This is a genomic window from Leptolyngbya sp. FACHB-8, assembly GCF_014695575.1.
Classification (GTDB): Bacteria; Cyanobacteriota; Cyanobacteriia; order Elainellales; family Elainellaceae; genus Vacuolonema.
Window position 1 is genome coordinate 213,225 of sequence record NZ_JACJOO010000064.1, and the last position, 15,875, is coordinate 229,099.

The 15,875-nt window shown below is 51.7% G+C and carries 17 protein-coding genes; 5 read left to right on the top strand and 12 right to left on the bottom strand.

Annotation, left to right across the window (positions count from 1 at the left end):
* Positions 1 to 17 precede the first annotated feature (17 nt).
* The 6 genes from H6F91_RS16880 to H6F91_RS16905 all read right to left on the bottom strand — a co-directional run bounded on the left by H6F91_RS16880 (position 18) and on the right by H6F91_RS16905 (position 5,131).
* Entirely contained in the window at positions 18 to 311 is a 294-nt protein-coding gene (locus H6F91_RS16880) for a DUF3288 family protein (RefSeq protein WP_190772028.1), read from the bottom strand.
* Between the two features lie 230 nt (positions 312 to 541).
* Entirely contained in the window at positions 542 to 1,045 is a 504-nt protein-coding gene (locus H6F91_RS16885) for a GNAT family N-acetyltransferase (RefSeq protein ID WP_347280051.1), read from the bottom strand.
* A 21-nt stretch (positions 1,046 to 1,066) separates the two neighbouring features.
* A complete protein-coding gene (locus H6F91_RS16890; protein WP_190771971.1) occupies positions 1,067 to 1,312 on the bottom strand; it encodes a hypothetical protein in 246 nt (81 codons plus the stop codon).
* Positions 1,313 to 1,512: 200 nt separating this feature from the next.
* The gene (locus H6F91_RS16895) at positions 1,513 to 2,781 is read right to left on the bottom strand and encodes an AmpG family muropeptide MFS transporter (RefSeq protein WP_190771972.1); all 1,269 of its coding nucleotides are present in this window, start codon (positions 2,779 to 2,781) and stop codon (positions 1,513 to 1,515) included.
* 431 nt (positions 2,782 to 3,212) lie between these two features.
* The gene (lexA, locus tag H6F91_RS16900; protein ID WP_190771973.1) at positions 3,213 to 3,830 is read right to left on the bottom strand and encodes a transcriptional repressor LexA; all 618 of its coding nucleotides are present in this window, start codon (positions 3,828 to 3,830) and stop codon (positions 3,213 to 3,215) included.
* A 146-nt stretch (positions 3,831 to 3,976) separates the two neighbouring features.
* A complete protein-coding gene (locus tag H6F91_RS16905) occupies positions 3,977 to 5,131 on the bottom strand; it encodes a GTP-binding protein (RefSeq protein WP_199307877.1) in 1,155 nt (384 codons plus the stop codon).
* Positions 5,132 to 5,496: 365 nt separating this feature from the next.
* Here H6F91_RS16905 and cysS point away from each other — a divergent pair, with 365 nt between their 5' ends.
* Positions 5,497 to 6,969: a cysteine--tRNA ligase gene (gene cysS / locus H6F91_RS16910; protein WP_190771974.1), complete on the top strand. Its 1,473-nt coding sequence runs from the start codon at positions 5,497 to 5,499 to the stop codon at positions 6,967 to 6,969.
* Here the strand turns inward: cysS and H6F91_RS16915 are convergent.
* A complete protein-coding gene (locus H6F91_RS16915; protein WP_190771975.1) occupies positions 6,947 to 7,108 on the bottom strand; it encodes a hypothetical protein in 162 nt (53 codons plus the stop codon). The two genes, cysS and H6F91_RS16915, sit on opposite strands and share 23 nt — an antisense overlap.
* A gap of 103 nt (positions 7,109 to 7,211) precedes the next feature.
* Between H6F91_RS16915 and H6F91_RS16920 the strand changes: the two genes are divergently transcribed.
* A complete protein-coding gene (locus H6F91_RS16920) occupies positions 7,212 to 8,393 on the top strand; it encodes a spermidine/putrescine ABC transporter substrate-binding protein (RefSeq protein WP_190771976.1) in 1,182 nt (393 codons plus the stop codon).
* 565 nt (positions 8,394 to 8,958) lie between these two features.
* The gene (locus H6F91_RS27975; protein ID WP_242035834.1) at positions 8,959 to 9,171 is read left to right on the top strand and encodes a replication restart DNA helicase PriA; all 213 of its coding nucleotides are present in this window, start codon (positions 8,959 to 8,961) and stop codon (positions 9,169 to 9,171) included.
* A 355-nt stretch (positions 9,172 to 9,526) separates the two neighbouring features.
* Here H6F91_RS27975 and H6F91_RS16925 read toward each other — a convergent pair whose 3' ends face one another.
* From H6F91_RS16925 to sufU, 5 genes are all read right to left on the bottom strand, one after another.
* Positions 9,527 to 9,772, bottom strand: coding sequence for a DUF3253 domain-containing protein (locus H6F91_RS16925; protein ID WP_190772031.1), 246 nt, complete (start codon positions 9,770 to 9,772; stop codon positions 9,527 to 9,529).
* A complete protein-coding gene (locus H6F91_RS16930; RefSeq protein WP_190771977.1) occupies positions 9,773 to 10,999 on the bottom strand; it encodes an aspartate aminotransferase in 1,227 nt (408 codons plus the stop codon).
* Positions 11,000 to 11,002: 3 nt separating this feature from the next.
* Positions 11,003 to 12,187 (bottom strand): iron-containing alcohol dehydrogenase family protein, encoded by a 1,185-nt coding sequence (locus tag H6F91_RS16935; protein ID WP_190771978.1) that lies wholly within the window; start codon positions 12,185 to 12,187, stop codon positions 11,003 to 11,005.
* A 36-nt stretch (positions 12,188 to 12,223) separates the two neighbouring features.
* Entirely contained in the window at positions 12,224 to 12,757 is a 534-nt protein-coding gene (locus H6F91_RS16940; RefSeq protein ID WP_190772032.1) for a DUF2518 family protein, read from the bottom strand.
* Positions 12,758 to 12,919: 162 nt separating this feature from the next.
* Complete coding sequence (sufU, locus tag H6F91_RS16945; RefSeq protein WP_190771979.1) at positions 12,920 to 13,390, bottom strand: Fe-S cluster assembly sulfur transfer protein SufU; 471 nt, start codon at positions 13,388 to 13,390, stop codon at positions 12,920 to 12,922.
* A gap of 307 nt (positions 13,391 to 13,697) precedes the next feature.
* Here sufU and H6F91_RS16950 point away from each other — a divergent pair, with 307 nt between their 5' ends.
* Positions 13,698 to 14,477: a photosystem II S4 domain protein gene (locus H6F91_RS16950; protein ID WP_190771980.1), complete on the top strand. Its 780-nt coding sequence runs from the start codon at positions 13,698 to 13,700 to the stop codon at positions 14,475 to 14,477.
* A gap of 605 nt (positions 14,478 to 15,082) precedes the next feature.
* Entirely contained in the window at positions 15,083 to 15,871 is a 789-nt protein-coding gene (locus tag H6F91_RS16955) for a DUF1868 domain-containing protein (RefSeq protein WP_190771981.1), read from the top strand.
* The last annotated feature ends 4 nt before the right edge of the window (positions 15,872 to 15,875 follow it).

Here is a 15,875-nt window from a genome sequence, read left to right on the forward strand (position 1 = left end):
CTACGCCCTTGCCATCATTAACTCCAATCCTCACGCTGAGCATCTCGACTCTTGTAGATCTGCCCCTGCTGGTGAATCTGGCGCGTCCGCTCAAACAGAGTATCTTCCGTCAGCCCCCACTGCTCCATTGTTTTTGTCAAATCCTCCTGAATATCACGGGCACCAGGAAAGCCATCGTAGCGAATCCAGAGCCGTGCTAGCTCGCACAGATTGAAGTCGGTTGGCTCACCCGCTAACAGGGTATTCACGATTTGGCGATCGCTCTTCCACAATGGGTGTGTCTGCTCGGTCTGCGCCGCATCCTTAGCCATAATTTGCAGGAGAAGAGACAACCTAAAAATCTTATCAGGACTTATGCGAGTCCACTATATATAGGCATTAACGTTACACAAATCAAATTTAATCCGCTATATATAAAACTAACCGTGAGCTTTATACTCAACGTTTTTTCCCATATTGGGCAGTGAGAAGGACGAACACCTCCACCTCCCACCATAGGTTACTTTCCGACACTTAATAAGAGTCATAACCCGAACGTAAATTATTCCTGGGTGTTCAAGCCTTTCGTCATGAGCAATGACTGCACCTGATAGCCAAATTTCTCATAGAGCCGGATCGCAGGCTGATTAAATTCAAAAACCTGGAGGGCAACCTGGCGATCGCCCCGCTCCCGAGCCCATGCTTCAACCTGTTGCATCAGAACAGACGCAATCCCCTGCTGGCGGTGAGATGGAGAGACATAAAGGAGAAAAATGTGGGCGTGGCGATCGCCTTTCACCTGATCGATAGCTGACCCCGCCCAGAGGCAACCCACCACCTGTGTATAAGTGAGGAGCCCCTGACTGTTCCCCGCAGGAGCTGTTTCTACAAACCACAGGGGTGTTTCCTGAGAAAAATATCGCTCAACAGTTTCTGCCAAGTGACTAATATTTGAACCCGGGTGCAATTCCTGGTAAGTGCGCTGCATTAACTTCAGCAACAGCGCTTGGTCAATGCTGCTACCCAACCGCAGGCGATATCCCTGTGGCAGTTGTTGATCGTTCACATCGCTCACCCTGCTCTGGAACTACAGAGCCGTCTCAGGCTCCAATTCTACAGGAATGCCTCGCACTAACTGCTCTAGGGTTGGTGGCACATCTGCAAGAGCAGAGCTGTCTGGCATAGGAGCTCGGCCCACTTGATCTACGTCTTCAATTGGAGCGGGCGCTGCCATATCTGTAGGTAAAAAGATACGAGCACTAACGGCCACTAAAGCCAATGCAAAAATTAAGACAACGAGTAATGGTGCAATATACTGGCGGAAAATTTGCATAGTCGTAAATCTCCAGCTTGGAGATCAGCGGTATCAAGTTTTGTATCGATCCTTAAATCAATCCTACCCTGGTCAGGTAGGGTCTGAGCATCCTCAGTACAACTTGTTCCTAAGGGAGTACCGATCAGTCATTTCATGCTTGAAGCGGTATGGAAAACTAGCGTTTTCCATACCGCTTCAAGCATAAATAAAATTTTCGTTTACAACGTAGAAACCGACTCATCTGGAGGATTAGAAGGTCCTTGCCAGGGTGCAAAGAATGGCAGCAAGAGTAAGCCGGGAATAGCGGCCAATAATGTGATCAGGAAAAAAGTTGGCCATCCAGTTTGCTCAGCCAATTTCCCTGCTGGAGCCACCAAAATATCTCGGCTGACAGCCATAAGGCTTGATAGAAGCGCATACTGGGTGGCCGAAAAGCGCGGGCTACACAGGCTCATGAGAAAAGCAACAAACCCCGCAGTCCCCAGTCCTCCACAAAAATTTTCAACATTAATGGTAAGGACCATTAGAGGGTAGCTCTGGCCAGCATTGGCCAGAATGAAGTATGCAACATTACTCAGAGCCTGTAATGCGCCAAACACCCAGAGGGAACGATGGATTCCTAACTGACTCAGCCAAGCTCCACCTGCTAAAGTTCCGACAACAGTAGCCAACAGACCCATTACGCCCTGAACTCGTCCAAGATCTGCCTGGGAAAAGCCTGTTTGTAATAGAAACGGAGTTGCCATGTTTTGTACCAGGGCGTCTCCGTAGCGGTACAGGGTAATGAAAACCAGAATGAGAATCGCACGTCCTACCCCAGAACGCTGGAGAAATTCGCCAAAGGGCATCATCACAGCTTCACTTAGAGTGGCGGGCGGACGTCCTGGATTAGCGGGCTCCGGTGCCCAGAAGGACACGACAATGCTAAGGGCCATCAGTACAGCCATACAGAGGTATACCAATGGCCAGGATATTCGGCTGGCTAGTATTAATGCCAAGCCTCCTGTAGCAAGCAAGGCAATCCGATAACCCAGCACTGCAACCGCGGCCCCAGCACCCATTTCAGGCTGCTCCAAGACATCAGTACGATAGGCATCAAAGGCAATATCCTGGCTGGCACTGAAAAATGCGATGAAGAGCGCATTGATCGCCAGCATGAATAAAGCCTGACGAGGATTTTGCAGAGCCATGGCAGCGATCGCCCCAACCAACAACACCTGCGTCACCACCAGCCATCCCCGCCGCCGCCCTAAGAAAGGTGGCACATATCGATCCAGCAGAGGCGACCAGAGAAACTTGAGGGAGTAGGGCAATGCCACTAAGCTAAACAACCCAATGGAGGCCAAATCTACTCCTTCCACCGTCATCCAGGCTTGCAACGTGCGGCTGGTGAGAAATAGGGGTAACCCGGAGGCAAACCCTAACGACAGCAGCGCCAGCATTTTAGGACTCTGGAAAACCTTGAGGGAGGAGGCGATCGCTTTCATGCCGAAACCATAGAGCAGCTAGTTCCACCTATCCTCTCATATAGCGCTGTGAAGTAAGGCCGTGTGAGATGCAAGCAGCACGACCGCCCACTACATGCAAGCCATACTAATGTTGTACAGCAATTCTCATTTTGAAATCAGGCCCGAAAACCGCGCGCCAAAGGCGCGGTTTTCGGGCATCAAAGCCGAGAGTTCACGCCCTACAGGCGTGAACTCTCGGCTTTGATGCCCATACTGAGAATCGCTGAATGTCGTATGACAGGTAAGACCTGCCACACAGCACTAATATAGCTAATGGAGTGAGCTCCGCAATGAGGGTAAAAAAAGCGGGCAGGAGCAATCTTTGCACCTACCCAACCGGAGCATGCTCAAACTCGTTTAAGCAGATAGACGTTTCAGGAAAAAACTCCTGAATCACCTATCTTTAAGAATTAACGGGATGCTGTAACCAGACCGCGCCATACCCCTACCAAAACTCCCTGAATATCCACCTCAGAGGCGGGAGCTTCAATGGGTTCATAGCTAGGATTACCAGGCTTCAGCGTTACCTTGCTACCCCGACGATGGAAGTACTTGAGGGTGTTACCAGAGCCCTCGACACGAGCAGCGACGATAGTGCCATTCTTAACGCGATCCTGCTCAGGGGCGGGACGCATAATGACGAGATCGCCATCGGCAATCATCGCCTCGATCATGCTGTCACCGTTAACCCGTAAAGCATAATCACCGGGGCGGAGCTGTATTCCGGCAATATCGAGAAACTCGGCGGCATCGGTCACGGGTTCACGAACTTGCCCAGCAAACACCTCACCCATGATGGGAATGCCACGCTCAGTGGAATGCAGGAGCCGAATGGTACGGGCCTTGCCCTCCGTCCAGTCAATGTACCCTTTGGAGCGTAGGTGTTCCAGTCGGCTCTGGATCGGGGCGGGGGACTTCAATCCCATCGCCTTCATCATTTGTCGAATTGAAGGGGAATGCTGGTTCTCACGAATATAGTCAACCAGCCATTCATAAAGCTGTTGCTGAACTTTTGTTAGGGTTTCCATAGGGGTACTCACTGTTCATGCTCTGCTCCGCAAGAACATTTGTACCAGATAATACCAGTCCGTGTCTAGTATTTTTGAATTAATTTTCACAATGAATTGGGTGAGGGACCACTCATGTCAGCAGATGAGTGATCCACTCCCGTTAGTTAGGCTTTCGCGAAACCTCTTCCCCGAAACGGAGATGCGTTGGTGAGGCAGGCTTCCAGCTGCGATCGCAACTGATCATGATCCAAATTCTGGCCGATCAGCACGACTTGATTCTTGTGGGTACCTTTCCACTCACTGTCGTCCAGGGTGAAGCGCTTGCCACTGAGATGGAAGATGTGGCGCTTGGGGCTTTCCTCAAACCACAGAATCCCCTTAGCTCGGAACACAGAGGCCGGGAGCTGGTTGTCGAGAAAATCCTGGAACTTGCGGATGGAGAAGGGGCGATCGCTCTGAAACGACACCGACGTAAACCCATCTACCTCTAAGTGGTTGGAGTGATGATGGTGGTCGTGATCGTGGTCATGGGTGCAGTGCCCGTGATCGTGATCGCAGGCAGCGTGATCATGGTCATCATGAGCGTGGGCATGGTCATGATGGTCGTGGTCGTGATCATGATCGTGGTCATGATGATCGTGGGAGTCTTGACCGAAGTATTTATCCGACTCAAACAAACCGACGCTGAGGATCAGGGGCAGTGGAGCCTGAGCTTTCTTAGTACGGAGAATCCGAGCATCTTGTTTGACGTCACGGATTTTGATTTCCAACGAATCTAGATCGCCTTCATCGACAAGGTCTGTCTTGTTCAGAAGAATGATGTCACCGTAGGCAATCTGATTGTGAGCTGCTTCGCTGTTGAACAGATCGAGGCTGTAGTTGGCGGCATCTACCACTGTCACAATAGAGTCGAGGCGGGTAAGGTCGCGCAGTTCGGTACCCAGAAACGTGAGGGCAACGGGAAGGGGATCAGCGAGCCCGGTAGTTTCGACCACTAGATAGTCGATATTGTCACGCCGCTCCAAAATACGATAGACCGCTTCTACCAGGTCGTTGTTGATGGTGCAGCAAATACAGCCGTTACTCAACTCCACCATAGAGTCGTCGGAGGAGTCAGTCTGTATCACCAGCTCATTATCAATACCGATCTCGCCAAACTCGTTTACCAGAACGGCAGTCTTCAGACCTTCCTGGTTACTCAGAATGTGGTTGAGCAGTGTCGTCTTTCCACTGCCCAGAAAGCCTGTGATGATGGTGACCGGAAGCCCCTGCTTGGCGTCTTCCATCGATTTGGGTTGGAGGGTTGCGGCTGATGACATAGCAGTTGGGTTTTATTCGATCAAAAAGTATAGTCTATAGCCTGGGACGAGATCCGTAGCGTAGCTTTACCGTCCGCAGATTCACTGTCCATTATTGCGTATTGTTCCGAGTGGTGGTGATCCTCAATTCAAACGATTTTCTCTGGAGTATTCGTTTCTCGCCAGGCATTGAAGCAGCAAGATCAATACTTCCAGGAAATTGTCCAGAGGATTGGGCGATAGATTGGTAGGCTGGCATTAGTATTGAGAATTCTTTAAGGAATGGGAGGCGATCGCACAGATTCCTTGTGTAAGGTGAATTTGGTGGCGATCCCGCTTCTCGGCTCTCTTTGACCTTCTGTTACACCGCTCAAGTCACACGGCCCATGACGCTTACTCTCTACAACTCCTTAACCCGTCAGAAAGAACCCTTCGAGCCATTGGAACCGGGCACGGCGAAAATTTACTGCTGCGGTGTGACGGTCTATGACTTCAGCCATGTGGGCCATGCGCGCTCTTATATTGGCTGGGACACCGTGCGACGCTACTTAATGTGGCGGGGCTACCGGGTCACCTATGTGCAAAACTTCACGGATATTGACGACAAGATCATTAAGCGATCGCACACCGACAACCTTCCCTGGGACACCATCACCGAAACCTACATCCAGGCCTACCTGGATGACATGGCACGGTTGAACATCCTTCCTGCCGATCGCTACCCCCGCGCCACCCAGCTGATTCCACAGATGATCGCCTTCATCGAATCGCTGATTGAGAAGGGATATGCCTATCCGGCGGCGGGGGATGTGTACTATGCGGTGGAACGCTTCCCGACCTACGGCAAGCTCTCTGGACGCAAGCTAGATCAAATGGAAGCCGGAGCTAGCGGGCGAGTGGATGATGAAGCCGAATCTAAGAAGCATCACCCCCTAGATTTTGCTTTGTGGAAAGCAGCCAAACCCGGGGAACCTGCCTGGGATTCTCCCTGGGGACCAGGCCGACCGGGCTGGCACATTGAGTGCTCTGTCATGGTAGAGGAAGAACTGGGCCCCAGCATTGATATTCATATGGGTGGGCAAGACCTGATTTTCCCGCACCATGAAAATGAGATCGCCCAATCTGAAGCGGCTCTGGCTCAGCCCCTCTCTCGCTATTGGATGCACAACGGCTTTGTGAACATCAGCGGCGAGAAAATGTCGAAATCGCTGAACAACTTCACGACCATTCGGGCATTCCTGGATGCGGGAGTTGAACCGATGGTGCTGCGGCTCTTTGTGTTGCAGGCTCACTATCGCAAGCCAATCGACTTTACGGACGCGGCGATCGCCTCGGCTCAAAACGCCTGGGCCACGCTTCAGGACGGTCTACTATTTGGCTATCGACACGGCCAAGCTCTGGGCTGGACAGACACAGACGATAGCTCCTTCGGCAATCCAGCCGATATGCGGATTGATGAAGATAGCGATACCGTACGCCAGTTTCAAGAGGCCATGGATGATGATTTCAACACCTCCTCAGCACTGGCCGCACTGTTTGAGTTAGCGAAGGAGCTGCAGAAGGAAAGCAACCGTCTGCTCCACGAAGGAAAATCGGTGGAAACCGCCGAGGTGTTACGGCAACGTTGGCAAACTCTGGTGGTACTGGCAGAAGTGCTGGGCCTGAAAGCATCTCCTGAAGCCGAGGAGCCTACTGGCGGATTGTCGGATGCTGAGATCGAAACAAAGATCCAGGAACGGCTGGCGGCGAGGAAGGCAAAGGACTTTGCGGAGGGCGATCGCATCCGGGACGAACTGAAAGCCCAGGGTATTGTTCTCGTGGACAAGCCTGGCGGCCTCACCGAATGGCATCGGGCATAGCCGTTTGTTTATCAAGGATCAGTGATTCAGCGCCAAACCTCAGCGTCTTAAAGGCACTGAGGTTTGGCGTTTTAGCTGGGACGGAATTCAGAATGAGGCGATCGCCAGACGAAATCGTGCTTCCATGTTCGTCTGTCACCTACCTATGGCATGATGAGGGCGGCTTGTGCGGTCTGATCTGGAGAAATCCGTTGTTACGTCGGAGCTGTGCAGCCTGATTTCTTAATTTCAGGAGCTGACCCATGCGTCCACAGAAGTTTTCGTCATCGCGGCGTTCGCGAAGCGTCTCTAGAGGGAAGTCGCCTCTCATCCTCCCCTCTCGCCGTCGTTTTCTACAATACTCCTTGGCGGCTTTCTCGGGCGTGGCTCTGGCTAACTGCCAGCGTTCTACATCGAACACATCAGCTAATCCCAGTGCTAGCTCTAATTCAGGCGCTAACCCTGCCGCCAATGGCGAACCGCTCTATATCTATACCTGGGCTGACTACCTCAGCGAGGAAGTCAACCAGCGCTTTACCGAAGCGACCGGGATTGAAGTCGTTGCGGATGTGTACGACTCCAACGAGGTCATGCTCGCGAAATTACAAGCAGGCGGTGGCAACCAGTACAGCATCATCTACCCCTCCGACTATATGGTGCGGCAGATGATCGAGCTCAATCTCCTGACTTCCATCGATAAAAGTCGGCTAACGGGTCTGGAAAATCTGGTGGAGCGCTGGCAAAACCCCACATACGATGCAGACAATGCCCACAGCATTCCTGTGAGTTGGGGAACAACAGGATTTATCTACAACAACAAGGTCATCAACCCAGGGCCAGAAGATTGGGATTTCCTTTGGGAGAACAAGGACTCACTGTCGCGTAAAATCACCCTCCTGGATGACGTACGCGAAGTTATGGGCGCAGCTCTCAAATCCCTGGGATATTCCTACAACTCCACGAATGAGCAGGAATTGAAGGCGGCTTACGAAAAGCTCAGAGAATTAAAACCTAGCGTGGCATCCTTTGAGTCCTTTGGTTGGGAGGATCGGCTCATTTCCGGGGACCTGAACCTGTGTATGAGCTACTCTATCCTTGGCAACGCCCTCACACCCGAGAACCCCCAACTAACCTACGTCATCCCCAGCAGCGGCACCTCAGTCTGGACAGATACCCTGGCCATTCCCAAAACTGCTCCTAATGTGGATGCAGCCTACGCCTGGATGAACTTCCTGCTAGAACCAGAAAACTCGGCGTTTGCGGTTTCAAAGCTGCGGTTTGCGACACCTAACAAGCTGGCCTTTGAACAGCTTCCATCAGAGTTAAAGGAAAACGAGAAGCTATTTCCGCCTGAAACCATGCTAGCTAAGTGCGAAGGTATTAAGTCAGTCGGGGATACGATAAAAATCTATGATGGTCTCTGGACACAATTGAGAAGCGTTTGAAGCGACAATTGTAAACCGAATTACTTCATCAAAAGTTTACTGTTTTTGTTGAAATGCCCCTAATTGAGGGGCATTTTTTATTGAAGAATAAGCCTTGGGCGATTGCTTTCTTATACGGGATATTTCACTCAATATTTCTTCAATTTCTTATAGCTTGCAACGTGAGGATTGAATATGTTTTCAAATTTACAAATTGAAGGCTTTGAAATTAAGTCTTTCTTAAGTTTCATCCGCCTTGAGTTAGATATTGAAAGCCGTTGTAAATACTTTAGAAAAAATACAGATGAGTAAAACACTGGAAAATAGAAGATTAGAGCCTTTCGATAGCATTTCTGCCTTGGGATCAAGTTGCTACCCCATGATTCCGATGACATAATGATTTATGAGAATGACGGGAATAACATTTAATAAACCTGATTTTGGTTTTATCGAAATTGTCATCACGTTAAAAATTCCATCTTTTGAGAGAAGGAATCAATAATTCTCCCCTGTTAGGCGGTTCTGCTTTCAGAAGTTTTTGCTGCTTTGAAGTTAGTTTAATAATCTAAAATCTGAGGGTTTTCCAATGGCTACGTATGAGATCAAGGCAAATCCAAGTGAAGCAAAGGTGCAACAAATCCACTGCCCTAACTGTGGTAGTCATGCAGAAAAGCATTATCTTTCCGACAGCACCCTCGTTAGAGTTCAGTGCAGTCATTGCGACTATTTAATGGTGACTTGCTCTGCAACCGGAGTTGTTTTAGAGGCTTATGCTCCAGGCATTTACGCCAAGCGTTGAACTTATTAATTGAATAATCGTAGCCACATAGAGCGGAGGCTGTGCTTCCGCTCTATCTTTTACAAGACTCACGCATTTGTGTTGTGGGTGGGGTGCTTCGCATCCCACCCACAACACAAATACACTGCGGATTGCGATTTGTGTAAGCCCTGTTTTATTCAGGAACAGCTATAGTTGGCACCTGAGGATAGCAATGCACTTAACGTACTTGCACACTGCTATAGTCGTTTACCTAACCTGAGACTAGGTTAAGAGCTTTTTCGAGAGGTGTGCAATGTGCGCCTCTCAAAAAAATCATTTTGGCGTGCGCGAAACGCCGCTCTCAACCCAAACTCAAGTTATTCATAACTATTCGTCAAGGTTTCAACCCATAACGAATGGAACCACGAGCTGTACGAGGATCAACCACTTGGCCCTCTTGAAGAACCTGAATAATGCCAGCATTAGCCAATTCAATACCAATTTGGCGAACGCGCTCTATAAGCGATCGCCATCTCTCCCCAACCAAATCTTGGGCCACTTCCGCCGGGGAAATGGTGTTGTTAGGGCCACGAGCCTGAAGTTTAGCGAGAATACATTGACGGATAACGCTCGAATCCAGTCACCGCTGAGAGGGGCTCAGGACAGTTTCAGGAGTCATTGAGTTATAGCGGATACCCGCATCCTTTAGACGCTGAAGGGCTTCCCCAAGGCGATCGCAATCCGCAATCAAACTCACCCGTACATAACCTTCACCGCCGCTACCAAAGGCATTACCCGGTGTTACGACCACACCTGTCTGCTGGAGAACATTCAGTGCAAAATCGGTCGATGAAACGTTAGGAGGCGTGGGTACCCAGAGATACATGGTGGCTCGGGTCTTAGGTACAGTCCAGCCCAATTCCGCAAAACCATCAATTAGGAAGTCTCGACGCAGGCGATAGCGCGACTGAACCTCATGCAGGTAGACATCGGGTAGTTGCAGGGCGGTTTCTGCTGCCTTCTGGAGAGCTGAAAAAATACCGTAATCCAGGTTTGTCTTCAGCGTCCGTAGACCTTGAATGATGTGGCGGTTGCCAACCACAAAGCCAACGCGCCAACCAGCCATGTTGTAGGTCTTGGAGAGGGTGTGGAACTCGACACCAATATCCTTAGCGCCAGGAATTTCCAGCAAACTGGTGGGCTGATAGCCATCAAAGGCTAACTCTGCGTAAGCCTGGTCGTGAACCAGCAGAATTTCATGTTTCCGGGCAAAGGCAACAATGTCCTCGAAGAACTCCCGGGGAGCGGTAGCTGCCGTGGGGTTACTGGGATAGTTGAAATAAAGAATCTTTGCCCGTTCTGCAATATGGTCAGGAATAGAACCCAGATCGATCAGCCAGTCATCCTCAGCCTTAAGCAACATGGGATAAATGTCACCTCCGGCGATCGCTGGCCCCCGGAAGTGGGCCGGGTAGGCCGGGTTCGGCACCAGCACCACATCACCCGGGTTGACGTAGGCCATGGCTAGATGGGTTAACCCTTCCTTAGAACCCAGCAGAGGCAGGGCTTCCCCATCCGGATCAAGGGTTACACCATAACGACGGTGATACCAGTCGGTAATCGCCTTACGGAAGCTGGCTGTCCCCTCAAAAGGTGGATAGCCATGGTTGGATGAATCTTGAAGGGCTTTCACAGCCGCTTCCACAATGGGTTGCGGAGTCGGGCCATCAGGATTGCCCATCCCCAGGTCAATCAGATCCAACCCCTGCTCGCGGGCACGGGCTTTGAGTTCGTCGAGGCGGGCGAACACGTAGGGGGGCAAAGCACTCAGGCGATCGGCGCGACGGCTAGTCCAATCTGGGGTCATCCCTTATTTCTCCTCAGTCAAATCGACGGCCTCGTGCGCCGTGCTCGTGAGTTCTCGACCTCCCATTTCGACGGTGGGCACCGTAGTCGATACCATCGCTGCCATCAGCTGAGCCGGGCTAACCGGGAATGGCAAACGGTGAATATCGGAACCGGGGCGACAGGCCACTTCAGCAGCTTGTTGCAATTCCGTCAGGCGAATATCGCCTAAGCCCAGGTCAGCCAAAGTCATGGGTAAGCCAATGGCCTCATAAAACTGGAGCAACTGTTGTCGAGTGGTGGAGGCTAAGCGATTGCCCTGCACCATCTCCTCTAAACGAAGTTGCACCAGAATACCGTAAGCAACCTTCTCTCCATGCAACATGCCATGGCTTTGAGGCAGATGTGTGAGGCCATTGTGGACGGCATGGGCGGCAACCGTACGACACTGAGCACCACCCAGGCCACCAATAACGCCAGCCAGCAATACCGTAGCATCTACCACTTCCTGCCAATCGGCTCCCCCTGGAGTCGCCAAAGCCGCGGCTGACTTCTGGAACAGCAAATCGCGCAGCACCCGTGCCTGCTGTACTGCGGCAATGATGAGGGTTTGCTCAGAGTGGCCGCTACTCACAGAGGACTCGTACCACTTGGCTAGAGCATCACCAATCCCGGCTACCAGGGTACGGCGATCGCTTGTGGCCAATACCCCATAATCCAGAATGAGTAGATCAGGACAACGGGGCAGTGCCACATCATAGAGAAATGCACCGGCCTCTGAATATACATTCGACAGAGCCGTCCAGGCGGCGCAGGTGGCCCCTGATGTGGGAATCGTTACAACGGGCAAGCTGTGCTGATAAGCCAACAACTTAGCGGCATCCAGAGCTTTACCGCCCCCCATACCAATGATGAAATCGGCTTCGTGGTCGGTGACAGCGCGCCCTATCCGGGCCAGGCTAACTTCGCTGCAATCTGCACCATAGGTTGTGTCGGCAGCTTGCAACCCATGCTGCTTGAGAATCGGCTTGAGGAGAGGGCGGACGACCTTGAGAGAGCGATCGCCCCCCACTAACAGTGGGCGCTTGCCCAAACGAGCAATAGCGTCCCCCGACTGAGACAATGCATCGGCTCCGCGTACCACTTGAGCCGGAGCCATCATCGAAACCAGCGGTGGAGCTGACGCAGATAAGGAAGTAGAACGTGCCATAGAAAACACAGAAGATAAGGATGAGACAGGCGACGCCTATGCAGGATTAGAGGCGGGGGGCGGGGGAAGTTGAGCCAGGCGATCGCGGTATATTGTGATCTCCATATCTTGGTCGTCCCGTTCCAGAAGCGATCGCTTCACTTCTCCTAGATAAAACGGTTGGCTCACCCCTTCTTTGGGATGCAGTACCGTACGGGCACGAATCGTCAGTTTTTCTCCAGTGGCGCGACCCAGACGACCCGGCGAAAAGAAATCGCTAGCGGCCTGTTGCAGTGTCGCCGTCAGAGTCTCTTCGTTGATGGGCGTGGGAACGGTAATTACGACCTGCGTTGCGCCAGAATCGTAAACGGTGGCAAAACGCCCTGCACCGGGAATAACAGCCCGAGTAATAGGCACCAGACCCAGGGCGAATAGACCAATGGTCAACACGCCCATGAAACCTGTAATACCAACAAAGCGGAAGCGGAAACCCCACTTAAACAGAAATGCTACGAACGCGATCGCCCCACAAACCAGCGTCAGAATTCCCGACCACTGGGCAAACTGTAGAAAATTGGCTGGGGTAGGCACAGACAGCGACATGGACGTTTTTCCTCACAGGCACTACGGGGAAGATGTAATGCGTAATACCCAAATTATCACAGGACTACACCCTGGATAGTTTTTCTGAAAGCCTTGATTGTGCATACGCTTTGCGCACACACAATCAAGGCTTTCAGAGCTAATCCAGTGCTATTCGTTGCTAATAAATCCGGCGGGTTGGGCCTCCGCAGCATTTTCGATCGCGGCTTTCAAGGTATGCCAGGAGAGGTTAGCACACTTAATCCGTACAGGAAACTGTGCAACCCCTTGCATTACATTCAGCTTGCGCTGTTCCTGGGGAAACTCCTCTTCACCGCGCATCATGGCCTGGAACCGCTGCACCATCGCCAGGGCTTCCGTCGTCGTTTTGCCCCGCAATGCCTCAGCCATCAGATCCGCAGAGGCCATAGAAATAGCGCACCCTTCACCGTCAAAGCGCACCTCTTCAATGCGATCGCCCGCCTCATTCAAATGCAGGGTCAACTCGATCGTGTCACCACAGGACGGATTGTGTCCCTTCTGGTAGCGATCTACCGGATCGGTCTTGCCCTTGAACTTGGGCTTCTTGTAGCGCTCCAAAATAACTTGCTGATACAGGTCGCGGAGATTATCGAGGGACATGATAGTTCTGGCTACGATGATTCAGACTCTTACCGAATAAAAGCCTCCACCTCCATCCTAACAGCCCTATCGAGTTTCACTCTTTGGTTCGCTTGTGTGGAGGAGAGTTCTAAACCTGGTACCCACCTAACCCTTCTCCCGAGAGAGGGGAGATAGAGCGGGACGGTTCAAACTCTAAACAGACTCGGTTCGGTCAGCCACACGTCCCACGACCCCACAGCCAATTCCCTCTTCACCCATAATGAAAGAAAACTAAGTTTTTCTGCTGTCCTCCCCCCGATCTACTCATTCACTCATCGGCTCGCCCATGCTCCCTCGCGACGAACTTCTCAAAGGCATCGAAAACCGTGACACTGCGACCCGGATTTTGGATCAGGCCGAACAGGCAATCAAAACCTGGGATGTGGTCTGCTCCGATTTTCTATCTCCGCCTGAGCTGGCCGAGGTGCAGCGCATGTTTGCCCGATTGACGGAGGTGCAGCTCTTTCCCTGGGGCGGCTATCCTCAGGCAGAGCGCCAGCGAGTCGCGATCGCCCGCGCCGACTTGCCCTTAGAGGCGGAACAGGTGGCGATCGCAGCGGTTTCCATCAGCGGCAACTTCTTGTTTGACCCGGCTACCCACCGAGATTTTCTAGGGGCACTTTTAGGAACGGGAATTGTGCGCGAAAAAGTCGGGGATATTGTGGTGCTGGGAGAGCGCGGTGCCCAGGCGGTCGTGGTGCCAGAGTTAGTCGATTTTCTGGGAATGAACCTGACACAGGTGCGATCGGTACCCGTAAAGACTACCCCCATTCCTCTGAGTGACCTGAAAGTTCGGGAACCAAAGAAAAAAGAGATGACAACCGTTGAAGCCTCGCTGCGATTGGATGCAGTAGCCTCCGCCGGATTTGGTATGTCTCGTAGCAAGATGGTGGATCTGATTAACGCTGGGGATGTGCGAGTCAACTGGAAGGAAATTACCCAGGCCAGTCATTCCTTAAAGGAAGGGGATTTAGTTGCCATTCGTGGCAAGGGGCGTCTGGAAGTAGGTGAGGTTGCTGTGACGAAAAAAGACCGCTTTCGGGTGCAGTTAACGCGTTTCATGTAATTTCTTCAGCCAATTCTTAACCTACACATTGGCAACCTCAGTCTGGGATAGGCTGAAGCACCTATTTTGTCAGCAATTCTCATTTTGAAATCAGGCCCGAAAACTGCGCTAAAGGCGCGCGGTTTTCGGGTATCAAAGCCAAGAGTTCACGCCCTAGGGGCGTGAACTCTTGGCTTTGATACCCATATTGAGAATTGCTGCTATTTTGTCATGCGCCTCGCGCGTGCCAAAATGGGTGTTTTCGAGTGCCGTGCGATGCGGGGTCCTCGAAAACACCCTTACCTCAAACTCAGGTTTGACGCTACTTAGTGACGCCAGTGTATAGGGTTAAGGGTTTGAACGACGTGATTGAAGCAAATGTAACAGAGTGTCAAACAGTTTCGTCCAGATTCCCGTTACAGTAATTAAATGTTCCTTGCTGGGTTCACGGGAGTCTGGGGCATTGGCTAGAGATCCCGCCCTATCTCAGTCCAGTATCTTTGGAGTTTTCAGGTACTTCTCGACCCTGCTGGAACCTCCTGGGTACGGTCTGTAGCACATGCATGATGGACATCCCTGTGCACTCATAACTGTTTGCACCTTTCTCACACTGCGAGGCGATTAGATTGGACGACACGTTTCAGGTATACATCAACCGGGTTGCACGGCTGACCCTACCGGAAGCTCACCGCACTCAGCTTCAACATATTCAAACCTCTCCGAAGTTTCGGTTGGGGCCGGATGGTGCTGTCGAGACTATGCCGTTCCCGGGGTTTTCGGTCATCACTCCTCCCTGGCGCGATGATGCCGAAAATAGTGAGTTCTATAGCCAATTACAGGAACTGCAGCAGTCGGTGGTCAAAGCATTGCCACCGGGCTTACTCGTACCCGTTCCGCCCGAAAGCTTCCACGTTACCCTGGCCGATCTGATTTGGGATGGGATTTATCGGGATGCTGCGGCTCGGCCAAACTTTGATCAGTTGTTGCGCGATCGCATCGCCCAAATCCTCCACGAAGTTCAACCAAGTCTACAAACCGGCATTCCGGCCTACTGGCAAATGCTGGGGCTCGCCATCCGTACCCGTGCCGTTAGTGTGTGCCTGGCTCCCAAAGATGAAGGAGCCTATGAGCAGGTGCTCGCTTTGCGGCGTGCCATCTATCAAAACTCTGACCTGATGGGCCTGGGAATTGAGCAGCAGTACCATTTGACCGCTCATATTACCCTGGGTTACTTCGGCAACATCCCGGAAGACTTAGACCGGGATGGTATCAGCGAAACCTTAAGCAACCTCAATCTGGATTGGTTGAGTCGAGAAAATATGCAATCTGTCTGGTTACACCGAGCAGAACTGCGTAAATTTGATAACATGACCTACTACTATCGGGAGCCCGATTGGCCAGTGGTTGAGTTATAACTGC